The 14,489-nt window shown below is 55.9% G+C and carries 15 protein-coding genes; 3 read left to right on the top strand and 12 right to left on the bottom strand.

The window, feature by feature from the left end:
* Nucleotides 1–49: 49 nt before the first annotated feature.
* A complete protein-coding gene (locus G403_RS0102265; RefSeq protein WP_027852552.1) occupies nt 50–2,281 on the bottom strand; it encodes a DNA internalization-related competence protein ComEC/Rec2 in 2,232 nt (743 codons plus the stop codon).
* Nucleotides 2,282–2,385: 104 nt separating this feature from the next.
* Between G403_RS0102265 and G403_RS0102260 the strand changes: the two genes are divergently transcribed.
* A complete protein-coding gene (locus G403_RS0102260; RefSeq protein WP_245578182.1) occupies nt 2,386–2,898 on the top strand; it encodes a DUF2062 domain-containing protein in 513 nt (170 codons plus the stop codon).
* On the opposite strand, the gene lolD is transcribed toward G403_RS0102260, so the two are convergent.
* On the bottom strand, nt 2,892–3,584 hold the full coding sequence (lolD, locus tag G403_RS0102255; RefSeq protein ID WP_027852550.1) for a lipoprotein-releasing ABC transporter ATP-binding protein LolD: 693 nt from the start codon (nt 3,582–3,584) through the stop codon (nt 2,892–2,894). The genes G403_RS0102260 and lolD overlap by 7 nt on opposite strands.
* On the bottom strand, nt 3,577–4,824 hold the full coding sequence (locus G403_RS0102250; RefSeq protein ID WP_027852549.1) for a lipoprotein-releasing ABC transporter permease subunit: 1,248 nt from the start codon (nt 4,822–4,824) through the stop codon (nt 3,577–3,579). The genes lolD and G403_RS0102250 overlap by 8 nt, the downstream gene beginning before the upstream one ends.
* Before the next feature lie 90 nt (nt 4,825–4,914).
* On the opposite strand from G403_RS0102250, the gene G403_RS0102245 reads away from it, so the two are divergent.
* On the top strand, nt 4,915–5,475 hold the full coding sequence (locus G403_RS0102245) for a PilZ domain-containing protein (RefSeq protein WP_027852548.1): 561 nt from the start codon (nt 4,915–4,917) through the stop codon (nt 5,473–5,475).
* Nucleotides 5,472–5,762 carry a hypothetical protein gene (locus G403_RS0102240; RefSeq protein WP_027852547.1) on the top strand — a complete coding sequence of 97 codons (291 nt, stop codon included), beginning with the start codon at nt 5,472–5,474 and terminating at the stop codon, nt 5,760–5,762. The genes G403_RS0102245 and G403_RS0102240 overlap by 4 nt, the downstream gene beginning before the upstream one ends.
* Nucleotides 5,763–5,836: 74 nt before the next feature.
* On the opposite strand, the gene sthA is transcribed toward G403_RS0102240, so the two are convergent.
* The 9 genes from sthA to G403_RS0102195 all read right to left on the bottom strand — a co-directional run bounded on the left by sthA (nt 5,837) and on the right by G403_RS0102195 (nt 14,484).
* Nucleotides 5,837–7,237 carry a Si-specific NAD(P)(+) transhydrogenase gene (sthA, locus tag G403_RS0102235; protein WP_027852546.1) on the bottom strand — a complete coding sequence of 467 codons (1,401 nt, stop codon included), beginning with the start codon at nt 7,235–7,237 and terminating at the stop codon, nt 5,837–5,839.
* Nucleotides 7,238–7,323: 86 nt separating this feature from the next.
* Entirely contained in the window at nt 7,324–7,572 is a 249-nt protein-coding gene (gene nqrM / locus G403_RS0102230; protein WP_027852545.1) for a (Na+)-NQR maturation NqrM, read from the bottom strand.
* The gene (locus tag G403_RS0102225; protein ID WP_027852544.1) at nt 7,572–8,603 is read right to left on the bottom strand and encodes an FAD:protein FMN transferase; all 1,032 of its coding nucleotides are present in this window, start codon (nt 8,601–8,603) and stop codon (nt 7,572–7,574) included. The genes nqrM and G403_RS0102225 overlap by 1 nt, the downstream gene beginning before the upstream one ends.
* Nucleotides 8,604–8,608: 5 nt before the next feature.
* Nucleotides 8,609–9,841 (bottom strand): NADH:ubiquinone reductase (Na(+)-transporting) subunit F, encoded by a 1,233-nt coding sequence (gene nqrF, locus G403_RS0102220; RefSeq protein WP_027852543.1) that lies wholly within the window; start codon nt 9,839–9,841, stop codon nt 8,609–8,611.
* A gap of 38 nt (nt 9,842–9,879) precedes the next feature.
* Nucleotides 9,880–10,488 (bottom strand): NADH:ubiquinone reductase (Na(+)-transporting) subunit E, encoded by a 609-nt coding sequence (gene nqrE, locus G403_RS0102215; RefSeq protein WP_027852542.1) that lies wholly within the window; start codon nt 10,486–10,488, stop codon nt 9,880–9,882.
* Nucleotides 10,489–10,491: 3 nt separating this feature from the next.
* A complete protein-coding gene (locus G403_RS0102210) occupies nt 10,492–11,151 on the bottom strand; it encodes an NADH:ubiquinone reductase (Na(+)-transporting) subunit D (RefSeq protein ID WP_027852541.1) in 660 nt (219 codons plus the stop codon).
* Nucleotides 11,152–11,153: 2 nt separating this feature from the next.
* Nucleotides 11,154–11,933, bottom strand: coding sequence for a Na(+)-translocating NADH-quinone reductase subunit C (locus G403_RS0102205; protein ID WP_027852540.1), 780 nt, complete (start codon nt 11,931–11,933; stop codon nt 11,154–11,156).
* A complete protein-coding gene (locus tag G403_RS0102200) occupies nt 11,923–13,131 on the bottom strand; it encodes an NADH:ubiquinone reductase (Na(+)-transporting) subunit B (protein WP_027852539.1) in 1,209 nt (402 codons plus the stop codon). Before G403_RS0102200 ends, G403_RS0102205 begins: the two co-directional genes overlap by 11 nt.
* Before the next feature lie 12 nt (nt 13,132–13,143).
* Nucleotides 13,144–14,484, bottom strand: a complete 1,341-nt coding sequence (locus tag G403_RS0102195) for a Na(+)-translocating NADH-quinone reductase subunit A (RefSeq protein WP_027852538.1) — start codon at nt 14,482–14,484, stop codon at nt 13,144–13,146.
* Nucleotides 14,485–14,489 lie beyond the last annotated feature (5 nt).

The raw sequence follows: 14,489 nt of genomic DNA, 5'->3' as shown, positions 1-14,489 counted from the left end.
TACCACACCCCTGGCAAAGCTGAGTAGCGGCGGCCCGCACCGTCAGCTGTCATGGGACCTGCCAATAGCGCCTATGCGCAGCCCGATATCCTGCCACCGGACACCCTGGCCTGTCTGAAAGCCGTAGCGCGCCCTCCAAGGCAGTATCGCGCACGTTAGCGCCCTGCGCTTTAACACGGGCCAGCACCTCGGGATGGGGGTGACCAAAATGATTGAACCGGCCCCGGCTGACAATCACGGTTGACGGTTCAAGGGCGTCAAGCCAAGTGTCACCGCTGGAGGTATTACTGCCATGATGACCCGCAACCATCCAAGTAACAGGGCCGATATCATACTGCGTGAGCAAGGCGCGCTCGCCACCTCTCCCCAGATCCCCCGTGACGACCAGGCTACAGTGTTTCCCTCGCACGACCATAACGCAGGAGCTGCCGTTATCATCCTGACCGGTCAATCGATAAAGTCGGAAGGAGACACCATCTGCCACGAAGTGTTTATCATGACAGGATTGCGCCGAAAGCGTCTTCGTCATCCGTCCGGGTTGGCCCGCAAGCACCTGTTCGGTCTCCACTTTCTTGAGTAGCGCCGAGACTCCGCCGGCATGATCAGAGTCACTGTGGCTGATTACCAGCCAATCCAGCCTTTGCAGGTTCTTCGCATCAAAGGTAGGTGCAACGGTGTATGAGAAAGCCGAGCCACCATTACGATAACCGGGCCCGGTATCGTACATCAGATAATTGTTCTCCGTTTCAACGAGCATCGCCAATCCCTGCCCTACATCGAAAACCTGCGCCTGAAAGGAGTGATATTCGGGCCGGTCACTGTTAGCGGCCAGCAGAGGCAGAATCAGGGCTAGCGCAGCCCAGCGCCAATAGCTCGGCCCCGGCAAAAACCACCCCATCAATCCCGCCAGGCATAAAACGAACGCCAACGGCACAGGGCTTGCCACATCGATCATCGGATTCCAGGCCCGATCGACACTCTGTAGCCCCAGCCACATTGACTGGACCACCCAATCCACCCCCATCACGACCCAGTCGGCCGGATAAAGCAGCAGGAACGGAAGCAAGGCCGGCAGTGACAGAACAAATAATGAAACGACTGGGATCGCGACCAGATTGATGATCGGCGCAAGCGGAACAACACGGTTAAACAGTCCAACCGACAGGGGGAGCATGCCCACAAACAAGCTGACCTGAACCCGGCCCCAAAGTCGCCAAGGTTCACGCCGGGGCCCGCCCGATCCACCGATCCAAAGCAGAAGGGCTACCGCGGTGAACGACAACCAGGCCCCGGGTGCGAGCAGCGCCAGGGGCTGCCAGGACAAGACCGCCACGAGCGCCCAGCGCCATCGCGTCCAGCCGGACACCGGCTGCAACATCCACTCCCCGCCCAGAAATACCGCGACCATCAGCAGTGCACGTTGAACCGGGACCCCCATTCCAGCCAAGGCCGCATAGACAACTGCAAAGACGAGCGACAATAGAATGGCAACACGCCGTCTCGACAACGCGCCGACACCCAGCACGCCCAAAGGCAGTGCGATCAGCCGGGCAAGCAGAAATCCCAGCGCCGACAGCACAGCGACGTGTAATCCGCTGACTACCATGAGATGAGAGGTGCCGGTGCTCGCCAACAGCTCCCACTGCCATGATTCAAAGTCGGTCCGCGTTCCCAGGACCAATGCTTTAAGAGTGCCCGCCGCCAGCGATGATAAAGTACCGTCCAACCGGTCGGCCATGCTCTGGCGCACCTGTGCCAGGCTAACGCCCCCCGGACTGTGCTGTATGAGCTGACGGATATAGCCTCTGGCATCAAGTCCGTCGACCAGCGCGGCACGTTCAATATCATAAGCATGAGGGTTACTCAGCCCCCGCACCGGGAATAAGCGTACCCGGGCCTGTATTCGGTCACCCGCTTTTAATAAAGGCTCGGTAGCGTAAAAGGACAGGTTTATGCGCCGCAGTTTTTTCAAAGCACCCGTTGTGCTGTTAACCTCATCCACTGAGAGAATAAACCGCTGACGGTGACTTTGAACCTCGACCAGGCTATCGATTTGGCCAACCACTTCGACATCCGTGCGGGCCAGCGAGTTAGGAAGACGGTGGGCAAGCTGCCAGGCGCCCCAAACACCTGAAACGGAAGCACCAAGGAGAAACAACAGCAGCGTGCGCCGCCAGGTTGCAACAACCAGCAACGGACATAGTGTCGCCACCATAAGCGGGAGATATTCAAGCCTGGGCAGCAATACAACTGCACAAAGGCCCAGCAGATATGTGATCATCCTTGATCTGAATTATTGGCTTATACGGGTTCACCCGGCATAATTGCCCCACCAGAACGGAGTCAAACGCCAAACGTATGCCGCGCAAAATTTTTAAGAAGTACATGCCGGATCAACACAAATTGCGCGAACATCGCTCACTGCGTTGGTTGGGGGAACATCTGCATAACCCGAACCTGTGGCACTTGACTCGAAAGTCCGTCTCGCGAGCATTTTTCATTGGTGTGTTCTGCGCATTCCTGCCTATCCCTGGGCAGATGTTTGTGGCGGCAGCACTGGCTTTTTGGTTGGCAGGCAATCTGGCCGTTTCCATAGGGCTGGTTTGGCTGACCAACCCGATTACCATACCACCGATATTCTATTTCACCTACCGTATAGGAGCCTGGCTGCTGGACGACCGGGTCCGAGAGGGGGTCGCCTTCCATTGGGACCTGGCATCGCTGCAAAGCGAAATTTCGGCGATCTGGTGGCCCCTGCTGCTCGGGTCTCTGGTGTGTGGAATCATTCTGTCCACGATCAGCTATTTCGCCATACGCTGGTTCTGGATCTGGCACGTCAACAGGAGCTGGCGCAAACGAGGCGAACGGCGATCTCGCCTGCGCCGTAAGCGTCACTGAGCGACTGTAACCGGCTCCACACACCCGTCACGTATCTCAAGCACCCTGTCCATCCGCTGCGCCAACGCCATATCGTGGGTTACCGTCACGAAAGCCGTACCCTGCTCACGATTAAGCCGCTCCAGCAGCCTCTCCACCTCTTCCGCGGTATGCCGGTCAAGATTCCCGGTTGGTTCGTCCATCAACACACAGGCAGGCTCACATACCAGCGCCCGTGCAATCGCAACGCGTTGACGCTCACCGCCGCTGAGTTGGCCCGGTTTATGGCTCAGGCGATGCTCCAGACCGACCTGCGACAACAGATGACAGGCTCTTTTCCGGGCCTCTTTAGGCGCGGTCCGGGCAATCAACAGGGGCATGGCTACATTTTCCAACGCCGAGAACTCATTAAGCAGGTGGTGAAACTGGTAGACAAAACCGAGCGCCCGGTTGCGCAGCGCCGCTCGACGCCGTTCCGACAGCATGTAGAGCGAATCGCCGGATACGCTCACCTGCCCACTGTCAGGTTTATCCAACCCGCCAAGGATATTGAGTAACGTACTCTTGCCGCTACCGGATGCACCTATAATAGCCACCCGCTCACCGGCAGCCACGCTGAGCGAAACCTCATCAATAATTGTCATGGTCTGCCCGGCCTCGACGAAACTTTTCCGGAGCCCTTGAGCGTCTAACACCACTTTATTCATACCGAAGAGCCTCCGCTGGCTGAGTTCGAGATGCCCGCCAGGCCGGGTAGATCGTCGCCAGAAAACTAATCGACAATGCAGCCGTGGTGATGAGCGTCACATCCGGCCACTGTAACTGCGAGGGAAGATAACTGATGAAATAAACATCAGCCGAGAGGAACTGTATGCCCAGCGCCTGCTCAAGCCAGGCCACCAGATCGGTGACAGTCAGCGCAAGAACCACCCCAAGCGCCGTCCCCAACAGCGTACCGACAACACCGATTACCACACCCTGAACCATGAATATCCGCATAATCAATGAAGGCGTCGCGCCCATGGTACGTAAGATCGCGATGTCGGACTGTTTATCGGTAACAACCATCACCAGTGTTGAAACTATGTTGAAAGCGGCCACAAAGACGATTAAAAACAGCAGCAGACCGATCATCCGCTTTTCCAGCTGAATCGCCTGGAACAGATTTCCGTGAGTGCGTGTCCAGTCACTGGCACTGATCGGCTGAGACTGTTGACTGGCCAGTTCCCTGACTCGCATCGGGGCACTGAACAGATCATCAAAGCGCAGCCTGAGGCCCTCCACACTCCCGGCCGGCAGGCGTTTAAGGCGGGCTGCATCGGCAATGTGGATATAGGCGAGGTTGGCATCAAGCTCCGCCCCCACAGAAAAAATCCCGCTGACCGTGAAACGTTTCAGACGGGGCGTTATACCTGCGACACTGACCGACGCCTCTGGCAAAACCAGCGTGACCTTATCGCCGACACCAATGGCCAGATAGCGCGCCAACAGCGAGCCGAGGATGATGTTGTAATCCCGGTCGGCCAAGTCGTTAAGCGATCCACGCTCCAGGTGCTCCCCGATGATGGAGACCCGGGGCTCCAGCTCGGGTTCGATACCGTTGACAAGTACTGCCCGGACCCGACCCGCATGGGTCAGCATACCCTGCGCCTGCACAAAGGGTGCGCTACCTTCCAGTCCCTCACTCCCTGAGATACGCTCGGACAACGCCTGCCAGTCTCTCAGCGGCTCGCCATAGGCCTGTAACATCGCATGGGGAACCATGCCAAGGATGCGCTGCTTCAGCTCCCGGTCGAAACCGTTCATCACCGACAGCACGACGATAAGCGCCGCCACGCCAAGCATTAAGCCGAGCATCGAAACCAGAGAGATAAAGGAGATGAAATGGTTACCGCGTTTGGCGGCGGTATACCTTAATCCAACGAAAACCGATAACGGCTTGTACATGAAAGACTCTTAATCCGGTCGATCGGCTAAACCCCGATCGTTTCTTTGTTTATACTCTGCTGACGACCCTGAGCGAACAAGGAGCCCGCTGTGGAACAGGAGCGCCGACAATTCTACCGTATCGACCAACCCGTTGTACTGGACTACCAGATCGTCTCCGAAAACGACGTCAAACGTTCTTCGCAGCCCCACCAGTTCAATGTATCCCCCTATTTCCTGCTGCAGAGCCAGTTAGCGGAGATTGATTCGGAGTGCCAGCATCTGATCTACAAGATCGCAGAGTCTACCCCACATCTGGCCACGTATCTGCAACACCTGAACAAAAAAATCGACCTGATCGGCAGTGCACTGTCTGACAAGCAGGTCGATAGCGATACCAGTCGTCAGCAGACTATCAACCTGAGCGAAGGGGGCCTTTCGTTTTTTGCCCCCGAGAAACTCGACCTTGGCGTCTGCCTGGCGATCAAACTGATCTTCCCGGAGAACGGTATGGGGCTGCTTTTATACGCCCGCGTCCAACGCTGCGAAGCGGTTGCCGATCACTATGAGATCGGCATCGAGTTCCTAAAGATGCCGGAGAGTTGCCGGACCTTACTCGCCCGCTTGATTCTTGAAGCGCAGGCAAAAGAACGACAGGCCCACCTGGAATGAGCAATCAGCAGAAATGCACCAATTTCCTCCACCACCTGGGGGTTGGTGGCGCTGTTTTGGGCATGATCATCTGGTTCTGGTTTGTGCGTGAGCTGGGCTTTCTGGATTGGGCGACGGCCCTGGCTCCGGAGAAATATGCCGGTGCAGCGCTGATGGTGGCGATTATGGTTATGATGCTGCCCGCCCTGTTGGCGTGGAAACTGTTTAACCGCTGGCTTGAGAAGCGCCTGGAAATAAAGGGACGCTACTACGAAGACGACTTCTACAAGAAAGAAGGCGATCGTTAGCAGGCATGTCAAGAAGGCGATAAAAAACCGTGGCCGAGCTTTCGCTGCCACGGTTTTTTAGGTGAAGAATAACGTTACAGGTTATCGATGCGGTTTAGTCCGGCAATGGCGGCTACGCGATACGCTTCTGCCATCGTCGGGTAGTTGAAGGTGGTATTGATGAAGTACTTCAGGGTATTTGCCGAACCTTCCTGCGCCATAATTGCCTGACCGATATGAACGATCTCAGACGCCTGGTCGCCGAAGCAGTGGATACCCAGGATCTCGAGGCTTTCACGATCGAACAGTAACTTAAGCATCCCCACCGGCTCACCGGAGATCTGTGCCCGCGCGGTGTCCTTGAAGAACGCCTGCGCAACCTCATACGGCACCTTCTCAGCGGTCAACTCCTCTTCGGTTTTGCCCACTGAACTGATCTCGGGAATCGTATAGATACCGGTAGGCACTTCGTTGATATAACGGAAGTCTTCACCGTTCAGCATATCCGCTGCCGCTGCGCGCCCCTGATCCAGAGCCGCGGACGCAAGGCTTGGCCAGCCCACGACATCGCCCACCGCGTAGACACCCTCACACTCGGTACGATAGTGCTCATCAACCGCCAGCTGGCCACGCCCGTTAGCGGTCAGTCCGATATTCTCCAGCCCCAAGTGTGCCGTATTGCCGGAACGCCCGTTACACCACAGAAAGGCGTCCGCGCGCATCCGCTTACCCGACTTCAGGTTGATAATGACCCCATGAGCGTCACCTTCGACTGATTCATACTCTTCGTTGTGACGAATTTTCACGGCGTTGTTGCGCAGGTGATAGCTCAACGCATCGGAAATTTCCCCATCCAGGAACGACAGCAGGCGATCGCGGTTATCGATCAGGTCAACCTTAACGCCCAGCCCGCTGAAGATCGATGCATACTCGCACCCGATAACACCCGCCCCATAAATCACCAGGGTCCGCGGCGTATGATTGAGCTTGAGAATGGTATCGGAGTTGTAAATGCGCGGGTGGTCAAAATCGATATCGGCTGGTTTGTAGGGGCTGGAACCGGTCGCGATCACGAAGTTTGGCGCACGCAGCACCTCACGCGCATCAGAACGCCCCTCGATTACAATCTCACCCTTATTCTGAAATTTGGCACGGCCGAAGAACACATCCACGCGGTTGCGCGCGTAAAAGTTGGTGCGCAGCATCACCTGATTGGAGATAACCTTTTCGGCGCGATTGAGCACCTTGGGGAAAGAAAACCAGCGTGGTTCACCAATGTCACGGAACATCGGGTTGGTGTTGAACTCGATGATCTGCTTGACCGAGTGTCGCAGTGCCTTGGAGGGGATTGTCCCCTTGTGAGTGCAGTTACCCCCTACGGTGTCCTGCTCCTCTACAACCGCAACGCGCTTACCCTTTTTGGCCGCGCTCATTGCCGCGCCCTCACCGGCAGGCCCGGAGCCGATTACCACGACATCATAGTCATATACAGCCATTCATCTCCCCTTAATTGCATCCAATCGCGAGCAAATAAAGGGCGAGGATACGCCTCCCCGCCCAACACGCCCATTACCCTTTAGATTTAACTTTTCGTACTGACTTCGTAAGCCAGCTCTTCCTCAATCTTCTTGCGCTTGTCACAATCGTCGCGACGTTTCTCTTTCTCGCAACGCTCTTTATCACCGCCACAGATATCACAAGCGGTATCCATGCCCAACGCGCTCATGCCGCCGCAGGAACCCGCAATCGGTTTACGACCGAGCAACACGCCCACAGACATCGCGATGATGATGATCAACAACGCTACAAAAGTCAGGATCATAATGTCCATCAGTTACCCCCTTGCAGGTATTTATTAAATGCCGGGGTTGCACGATCCACAAACCCCTCACCCTGCTTACTGATAAAAAATGCGGCAATTCCCTGTTCGACAGCGAACGCATAGCCCGCCTCGTCGCCCATAACCATAATCGCCGTTGCCAAGGCATCCGCTTCGGCACAGGTATCACGCAGGACCGTAACAGACGCCAGGCGGTGATTGATCGGATACCCGGTTCGAGGATCAATGGTGTGAGAAAAACGTCTGCCATTCTCTTCGAAATAGTTCCGGTAATCACCGGAGGTCGCGACACCGGCACCACTGACGCTGATCACGCGTTCAACGGCCCGCTCCCCAGCCCTGGGTGTCTCAATGGCGATACGCCAGGGATCTCCATTGGGCTTGAGACCGGATGCTCGGAGCTCTCCCCCTATTTCCACCAGGTAACTTTTGACGCCCTCGGCTTCCAAAAGTGCCGCAACACGGTCAACACCATAGCCTTTGGCTATTGCGGACAGGTCAACGTATTGATCACCTTTCTTGGCAATTCGATGACCTTCGACACTGATATTGCTGAACCCGGTTAACCCCTTGAGCTCATCAATCTTTGCCTCAGGCGGCGCTTCCATGATACGCCCGTTAGGGCCGAACCCCCAAAGGTTAACCAGAGGACCGACCGTGACATCAAAAGCGCCCCCGCTGACTTCGCTGATCCGTAGGGCTTCGCGAACGACTTCGGCCAAACCCGCCGAAACCTCCATCTGCGTACCCGCGGCAGCCTGATTAAACCGGGACAGCTCAGAGTCCTCAATATAGGTGGACATCTGCTGATTGATTGCCGACAACAGCGCACCGACTTTGGGACGCAACACTTCAACCTGCGCAGCATCGGTACCGATCCATTGCAGGCTGAAACTGGTTCCCATGGTTAAGCCATTAAACCCGAGCATTTTGGGCTCAGGAGCCTGCTGGCAACCCGTCAGAACGAAAACGGCCAGCAGCAGAGCTGCCGGCCATTTCATGTAGTGTTTAACTACGGCCATCCTGATTAACCACCGAAGTCGTCGAGCAGGATATTGTCCGGTTCAACACCGAGGTCTTCCAGCATCTTGATGACCGCAGCGTTCATCATGGGAGGCCCACACATGTAGTACTCGCAATCTTCCGGCGCGTCGTGATCCTTCAGATAGTTTTCGTACAGTACGTTGTGGATGAAGCCAGTGTAGCCGGTCCAGTTATCCTCCGGTTGCGGATCGGACAGAGCCAGATGCCACTTAAAGTTCTCGTTTTCTTCCGCCAGCTTATCGAACTCTTCCACGTAGAACGCTTCGCGCATCGAACGAGCGCCGTACCAGAACGAGATCTTGCGCTTGGAGTTCAGACGCTTGAGCTGGTCGAAGATGTGTGAACGCATCGGTGCCATACCGGCGCCACCACCCACAAAGACCATTTCGTTATCGGTATCCTTGGCAAAGAACTCACCGAAGGGGCCGTAAACAGTGATCTTGTCGCCCGGCGTCAAGCTGAACACATAGGAGGACATCTGTCCCGGCGGAATACCCTCGCTGCCCGGAGGCGGCGACGCGATACGGATGTTGAATTTAACAACACCCTTCTCTTCCGGGTAGTTTGCCATGGAATACGCACGGATCACCGGCTCGTCGACCTTGGATACATACTGCCAGAGGTTGAACTTATCCCAGTCGCCCCGGAACTCTTCCTGGATATCGAAATCCTTGTAGTGCACTTCATGAGGCGGCGCTTCCAACTGAACATAGCCGCCTGCACGGAAGTCAACATTCTCGCCTTCCGGAAGCTTCAGAGTCAGCTCCTTGATGAAGGTAGCCACGTTCGGGTTGGACTCAACCGTACACTCCCACTTCTTCACACCGAAAACATCGTCTTCGACATGGATTTTCATATCCTGCTTTACGGATACCTGGCAGGAGAGGCGCCAGCCTTCCTTGCCCTCACGCAGCGTAAAGTGAGACTCCTCGGTGGGCAGCATGGAACCACCCCCTTCGGTTACCTGACACTTGCACTGCGCGCAGGTACCACCACCACCACAGGCGGAGGCCAGGAAAATACCACGATCGGCAAGTGTCTGTAGCAGCTTGCCACCGGCCGGCACGGTGATCGACTTTTCGGGATCTTCGTTGATCTCGATGGTCACATCACCGGAGCTGACCATCTTGGCGCGAGCGGCGAGGATCACGGCGACCAGTGCAAGCACCACCACCGTAAACATCACCACGCCCAGAATAATCACTTCAATATTCATCGATTTATTCCATCCTTTAGCTGTTCATGCCCGCCGAATTACAGCTGAACACCGGAGAAGGACATGAAGCCCAGGGACATAAGGCCAACAGTGATGAAGGTAATACCCAGACCACGCAGACCTTCCGGCACATCACTGTACTTGAGCTTCTCGCGGATACCCGCCAGAGCGGTAATTGCGAATGCCCAACCTAGGCCGGCACCGGCACCGTATACAACGCTTTCACCGAAGGTGTAGTCGCGCTCAACCATGAACAGAGCCGCACCCATGATTGCGCAGTTAACGGTGATCAACGGCAGGAACACGCCCAGCGCGTTGTACAGCGCAGGAACGAACTTATCGAGGAACATCTCCAGGATCTGTACGATCGCCGCGATTACGCCGATGTAGGAGATATAACCCAGGAAGCTCAGATCAACGTCAGGGTAACCGGCCCAGGCCAGCGCACCTTCACGCAGCAGATAGTTAAAGATCAGGTTGTTGACGGGGACAGTGATGACAAGCACCACAACAACGGCAACACCCAGACCGATGGCGGTCTGAACCTTCTTGGAGATCGCCAGAAACGTACACATCCCCAGGAAGAAGGCCAGCGCCATGTTTTCGACGAAAATCGCCTTAACAGCAAGACTGATATACTGTTCCATGACTTACGCAGCCCCCTTCTTGGAATTCGGCGCCATCACGTACTCCGGCTTTTCTACCTGTTCCTTGCGCAGTGCGCGCAGACCCCAGATAAACAGACCGATGATGAAGAACGCACTCGGCGGCAGCAGCAGCAGGCCGTTACCCTGGTACCAGCCACCGTTGTTGATCAGCGGCAGGATTTCGATACCGAACAGGGAACCGGAGCCAAACAGTTCGCGGATAAAGCCGACAAACATCAGCACCAGCGCATAACCCAGGCCGTTACCCACGCCATCAAAGAAACTCGGGATCGGCGGGTTCTTCATGGCGAAGGCTTCCGCACGGCCCATAACGATACAGTTGGTGATAATCAGACCAACGAATACCGAGAGCTGCTTCGAGATTTCGTAAGCAAAAGCTTTCAGGAACTGGTCAACCACGATTACCAGAGAGGCGATGATCGTCATCTGAACGATGATACGAATATTACCCGGAATGTGGTTGCGGATCAGCGAGACGAAGAAGTTCGAAAACGCTGTGACCGTAATAACCGCAAGGCTCATGACAAATGCGGTTGCAAGGTTAGACGTTACCGCCAGAGCAGAACAGATACCCAGAATCTGCAGTGCGATTGGGTTGTTCTTCAGGATTGGCGTCGTCAGGACATCTTTAGTCTGTGACATGATTAAGCCTCCCCGGCACGCAGGTTTTGCAGGAACGGCGCGTACCCGTTTTCACCCATCCAGTAATGGATCAGGTTGGTTACACCGTTGCTGGTCAAAGTGGCCCCTGACAGTCCGTCCACCTTATGCTCGGCATTCGGTGTTTCCGGGCCAACGCTACCCTTGATCAGCTGCAGCTGCGGATCAGTTTTATCATCTCCGTACACCTCTTTACCGGGCCAGAGTGCTTTCCAGGCGGGGTTATCAACCTCGCCGCCAAGACCCGGTGTTTCGGCGTGGGAGTAAAAGCCCAGCCCCACCACGGTGTTCAGGTCGCCTTCCAGCGCCAGAAAACCGTACAGTGTAGACCAAAGCCCATAACCGTGAACCGGCAGGATCACTTTCTCGAGGTCGCCGCTGTCCGTGCGCACTACATATACCGGCATCACGTCTGCCTGATATTTGATTGATGCGATATCCTGGCTACGCGGAACAGCTTCGCCCAATTGAGGATCTTTAGCCGCTTTGCGCGCATCGTAGTTGGCAACAGGCTCTTCCACAAACTTGCCACTGTCCAGATCCACGTAGCGTGTTTCGATCTGCGCGAACAGTTCGTCAACCGACTTGGACGGATCGGAAATACCCGCCGCTGCCAGAATATTGGACTTACGGTCCAGCTCTTTGTTGGCAACCTGCTTGGGTTTGAGTATTACGGCCGCAGCCGAGACCACAACGGAGCAGATCACGCAAAGCAGAACCGTCACCGTAATGGTTTTGCCGATAGAATCGTTATTAGACGACATTGCGCTTCATCCTCCGTTTTATGTTCGCCTGAACCACGAAGTTATCGATCAGCGGCGCAAAGAGGTTGGCGAACAGAATCGCCAGCATCATCCCTTCCGGGAACGCCGGGTTGACCACGCGGATCAGAATCACCATGACACCGATCAGGGCGCCAAATACCCATTTGCCGGTATTGGTCATGGACGCGGAAATGGGATCCGTGGCCATGAAGAACATACCGAATGCAAATCCTCCCAGCACCAGATGCCAGTAGAAGGGTACGGAGAACATGGGATTGGTATCGGAACCGATCATGTTAAGCAGGGTCGACATCGCCACCATACCCAGGAACACCCCGGTTACAATGCGCCAGGATGCGATACCCGCAAACATGATAATGGCACCACCGATCATGATTGCCAGTGTGGAGGTTTCGCCCACGGAACCCTGAATGGTGCCCAGGAAGGCATCAAACCAGGTCAGGTTATTGGCAAGAATGTTATCGACACCCCCCATAGCCGCGAGGCCCAGCGGCGTAGCGCCGGAGAAGCCGTCAACCGCAGTCCAGATAGAGTCGCCGGACATCTGTGCCGGGTAGGCGAAGAACAGGAACGCACGCCCCGTCAGAGCCGGGTTGAGGAAGTTCTTACCGGTGCCGCCGAACACTTCCTTGCCGATCACCACACCAAAGCTGATACCCAGCGCTACCTGCCACAGCGGAACTGTCGGCGGAAGAATCAGGGAGAACAGGATGGAGGTAACGAAGAAGCCTTCGTTGACTTCATGGCCGCGCTTCATCGCGAACAGGACTTCCCAGAAGCCACCCACGATGAACGTTGTCATGTAGATCGGCAGCCAGTAGGCCGCACCGTGGATGATATTATCCCAGACGCTGTTCGGGTCAAACCCGGTTAGTGCAGCGGCTATTGCACCCTGCCAGGTACCGGGATCGGTGATGCCCAGATCAGCCATCGCCGTGTTGGCCTGGTAGCCCACGTTATAAAGCCCGGCGAATACGGCCGGGAATGTGCACATCCACACCAGGATCATGATCCGCTTGAGGTCAACGCCGTCGCGTACATGCGCCGCGCTCTTGGTCACAGAACCGGGTGTGTAGAAGATGGTATCGACCGCTTCGTAAAGCGCGTACCAGTTCTCGTATTTACCGCCCTTGTGAAAGTGCGGCTCGAGATTATCAAGAATAGATCTCAAACTCATGGCCAGCCTCGCTTACGCCTCTTTCTCGATGCGCGTCAGGTTGTCACGCAGGATCGGACCGTATTCATACTTACCCGGGCACGCGAACGTACACAGGGCGAGGTCCTCTTCATCGAGCTCCAGACAGCCCAGTTGCATCGCCGTGACGATATCGCCAGTGACCAGTGCACGCAGCAACTGGGTGGGCAGGATATCCAGCGGCATCAGCGATTCGAACTGACCCACCGGAACCATGGCACGCTCGGAGCCGTTGGTGGTGGTGGTGAAGTCGAACTTCTTGCCCGGAGACATAACAGAGGCGAACATGCGCAGAACAGAGAATTTGTTGCCGCCGGGGGCAACCCATCCCATGAATTCGCGCTTATCACCCTCTTCCAGCACACTGACCTGAGCGTGATAACGCCCCAGATAGGCAAGCGGTCCACCGGCATTGCGGCCATTCCATACGGAACCGCTGATAACACGGTTATTATCTCCGTTGAGGCGACCTTCAGTGAGTTCATCCAGTGAAACACCAACGCGAGTGCGCAACAGCGTCGGCTGTTTCACCTGAGGACCACCCAGAGCAACGACGCGATCTACAGCGAGTTTCCCGGTGGTAAACAGCTTACCAATAGCGATGACATCCTGATAACCGACGAACCACGCGGTTTTGTTTTGCGAAACCGGGTCGAGGAAATGGATGTGAGTGCCGGGGTTACCGGCCGGGTGTTTACCCGCAAACTCCTCAGTGGTCACGCCATCAACGCTCGGCACATCCGCACCGGACGCTTTGCACAGGAAAACCTTGCTCGCACCCATTCGGGTCAGAACAGTCAAACCCTGCTTGAACGCTTCCGTATCCTCCTGAATAACCAGGGCGGGATCGGCAGCCAGCGGATTGGTATCCATAGCGGTGACGAAAATGGAGCTCGGCATACTGCCCAGTTGCGGTACACGGCTGAATGGACGAGTCCGCAACGCGGTCCACAACCCCGATGCGACCAGATTTTCTTCAATCTGCTCACGGGTCAGACCGGACAGTTCCGAAGCCGGGTAGCTGGCGAAGGTCTCTGCCTCTTCTTGTTCATCCAGCTCGATGACGACCGACTGCAGTACTCGGCGTTCACCACGATTAACGGCGCGAACAACGCCCGCTCCCGGCGCGGTGTGCTGGACACCCGGTGTTTTTTTATCGGTAAAGATCACCTGCCCGAGTTTGACCCGGTCTCCCTCTTTGACCATCATCGTCGGCTTCATGCCCACGTAATCCAGGCCAACAAGGGCTACAGTACGCGCATTCGCGGTCGCCGAAACAACCTGCTCAGGTGCGCCTGTAATAGGTAGATCCAGACCTTTATTGATCTTGATCATACGCC

The organism is Marinobacterium litorale DSM 23545 (assembly GCF_000428985.1).
In the GTDB taxonomy this organism is placed as follows: Bacteria; Pseudomonadota; Gammaproteobacteria; order Pseudomonadales; family Balneatricaceae; genus Marinobacterium_D; species Marinobacterium_D litorale.
This window is presented reverse-complemented; position numbering and strand designations above follow the sequence as displayed.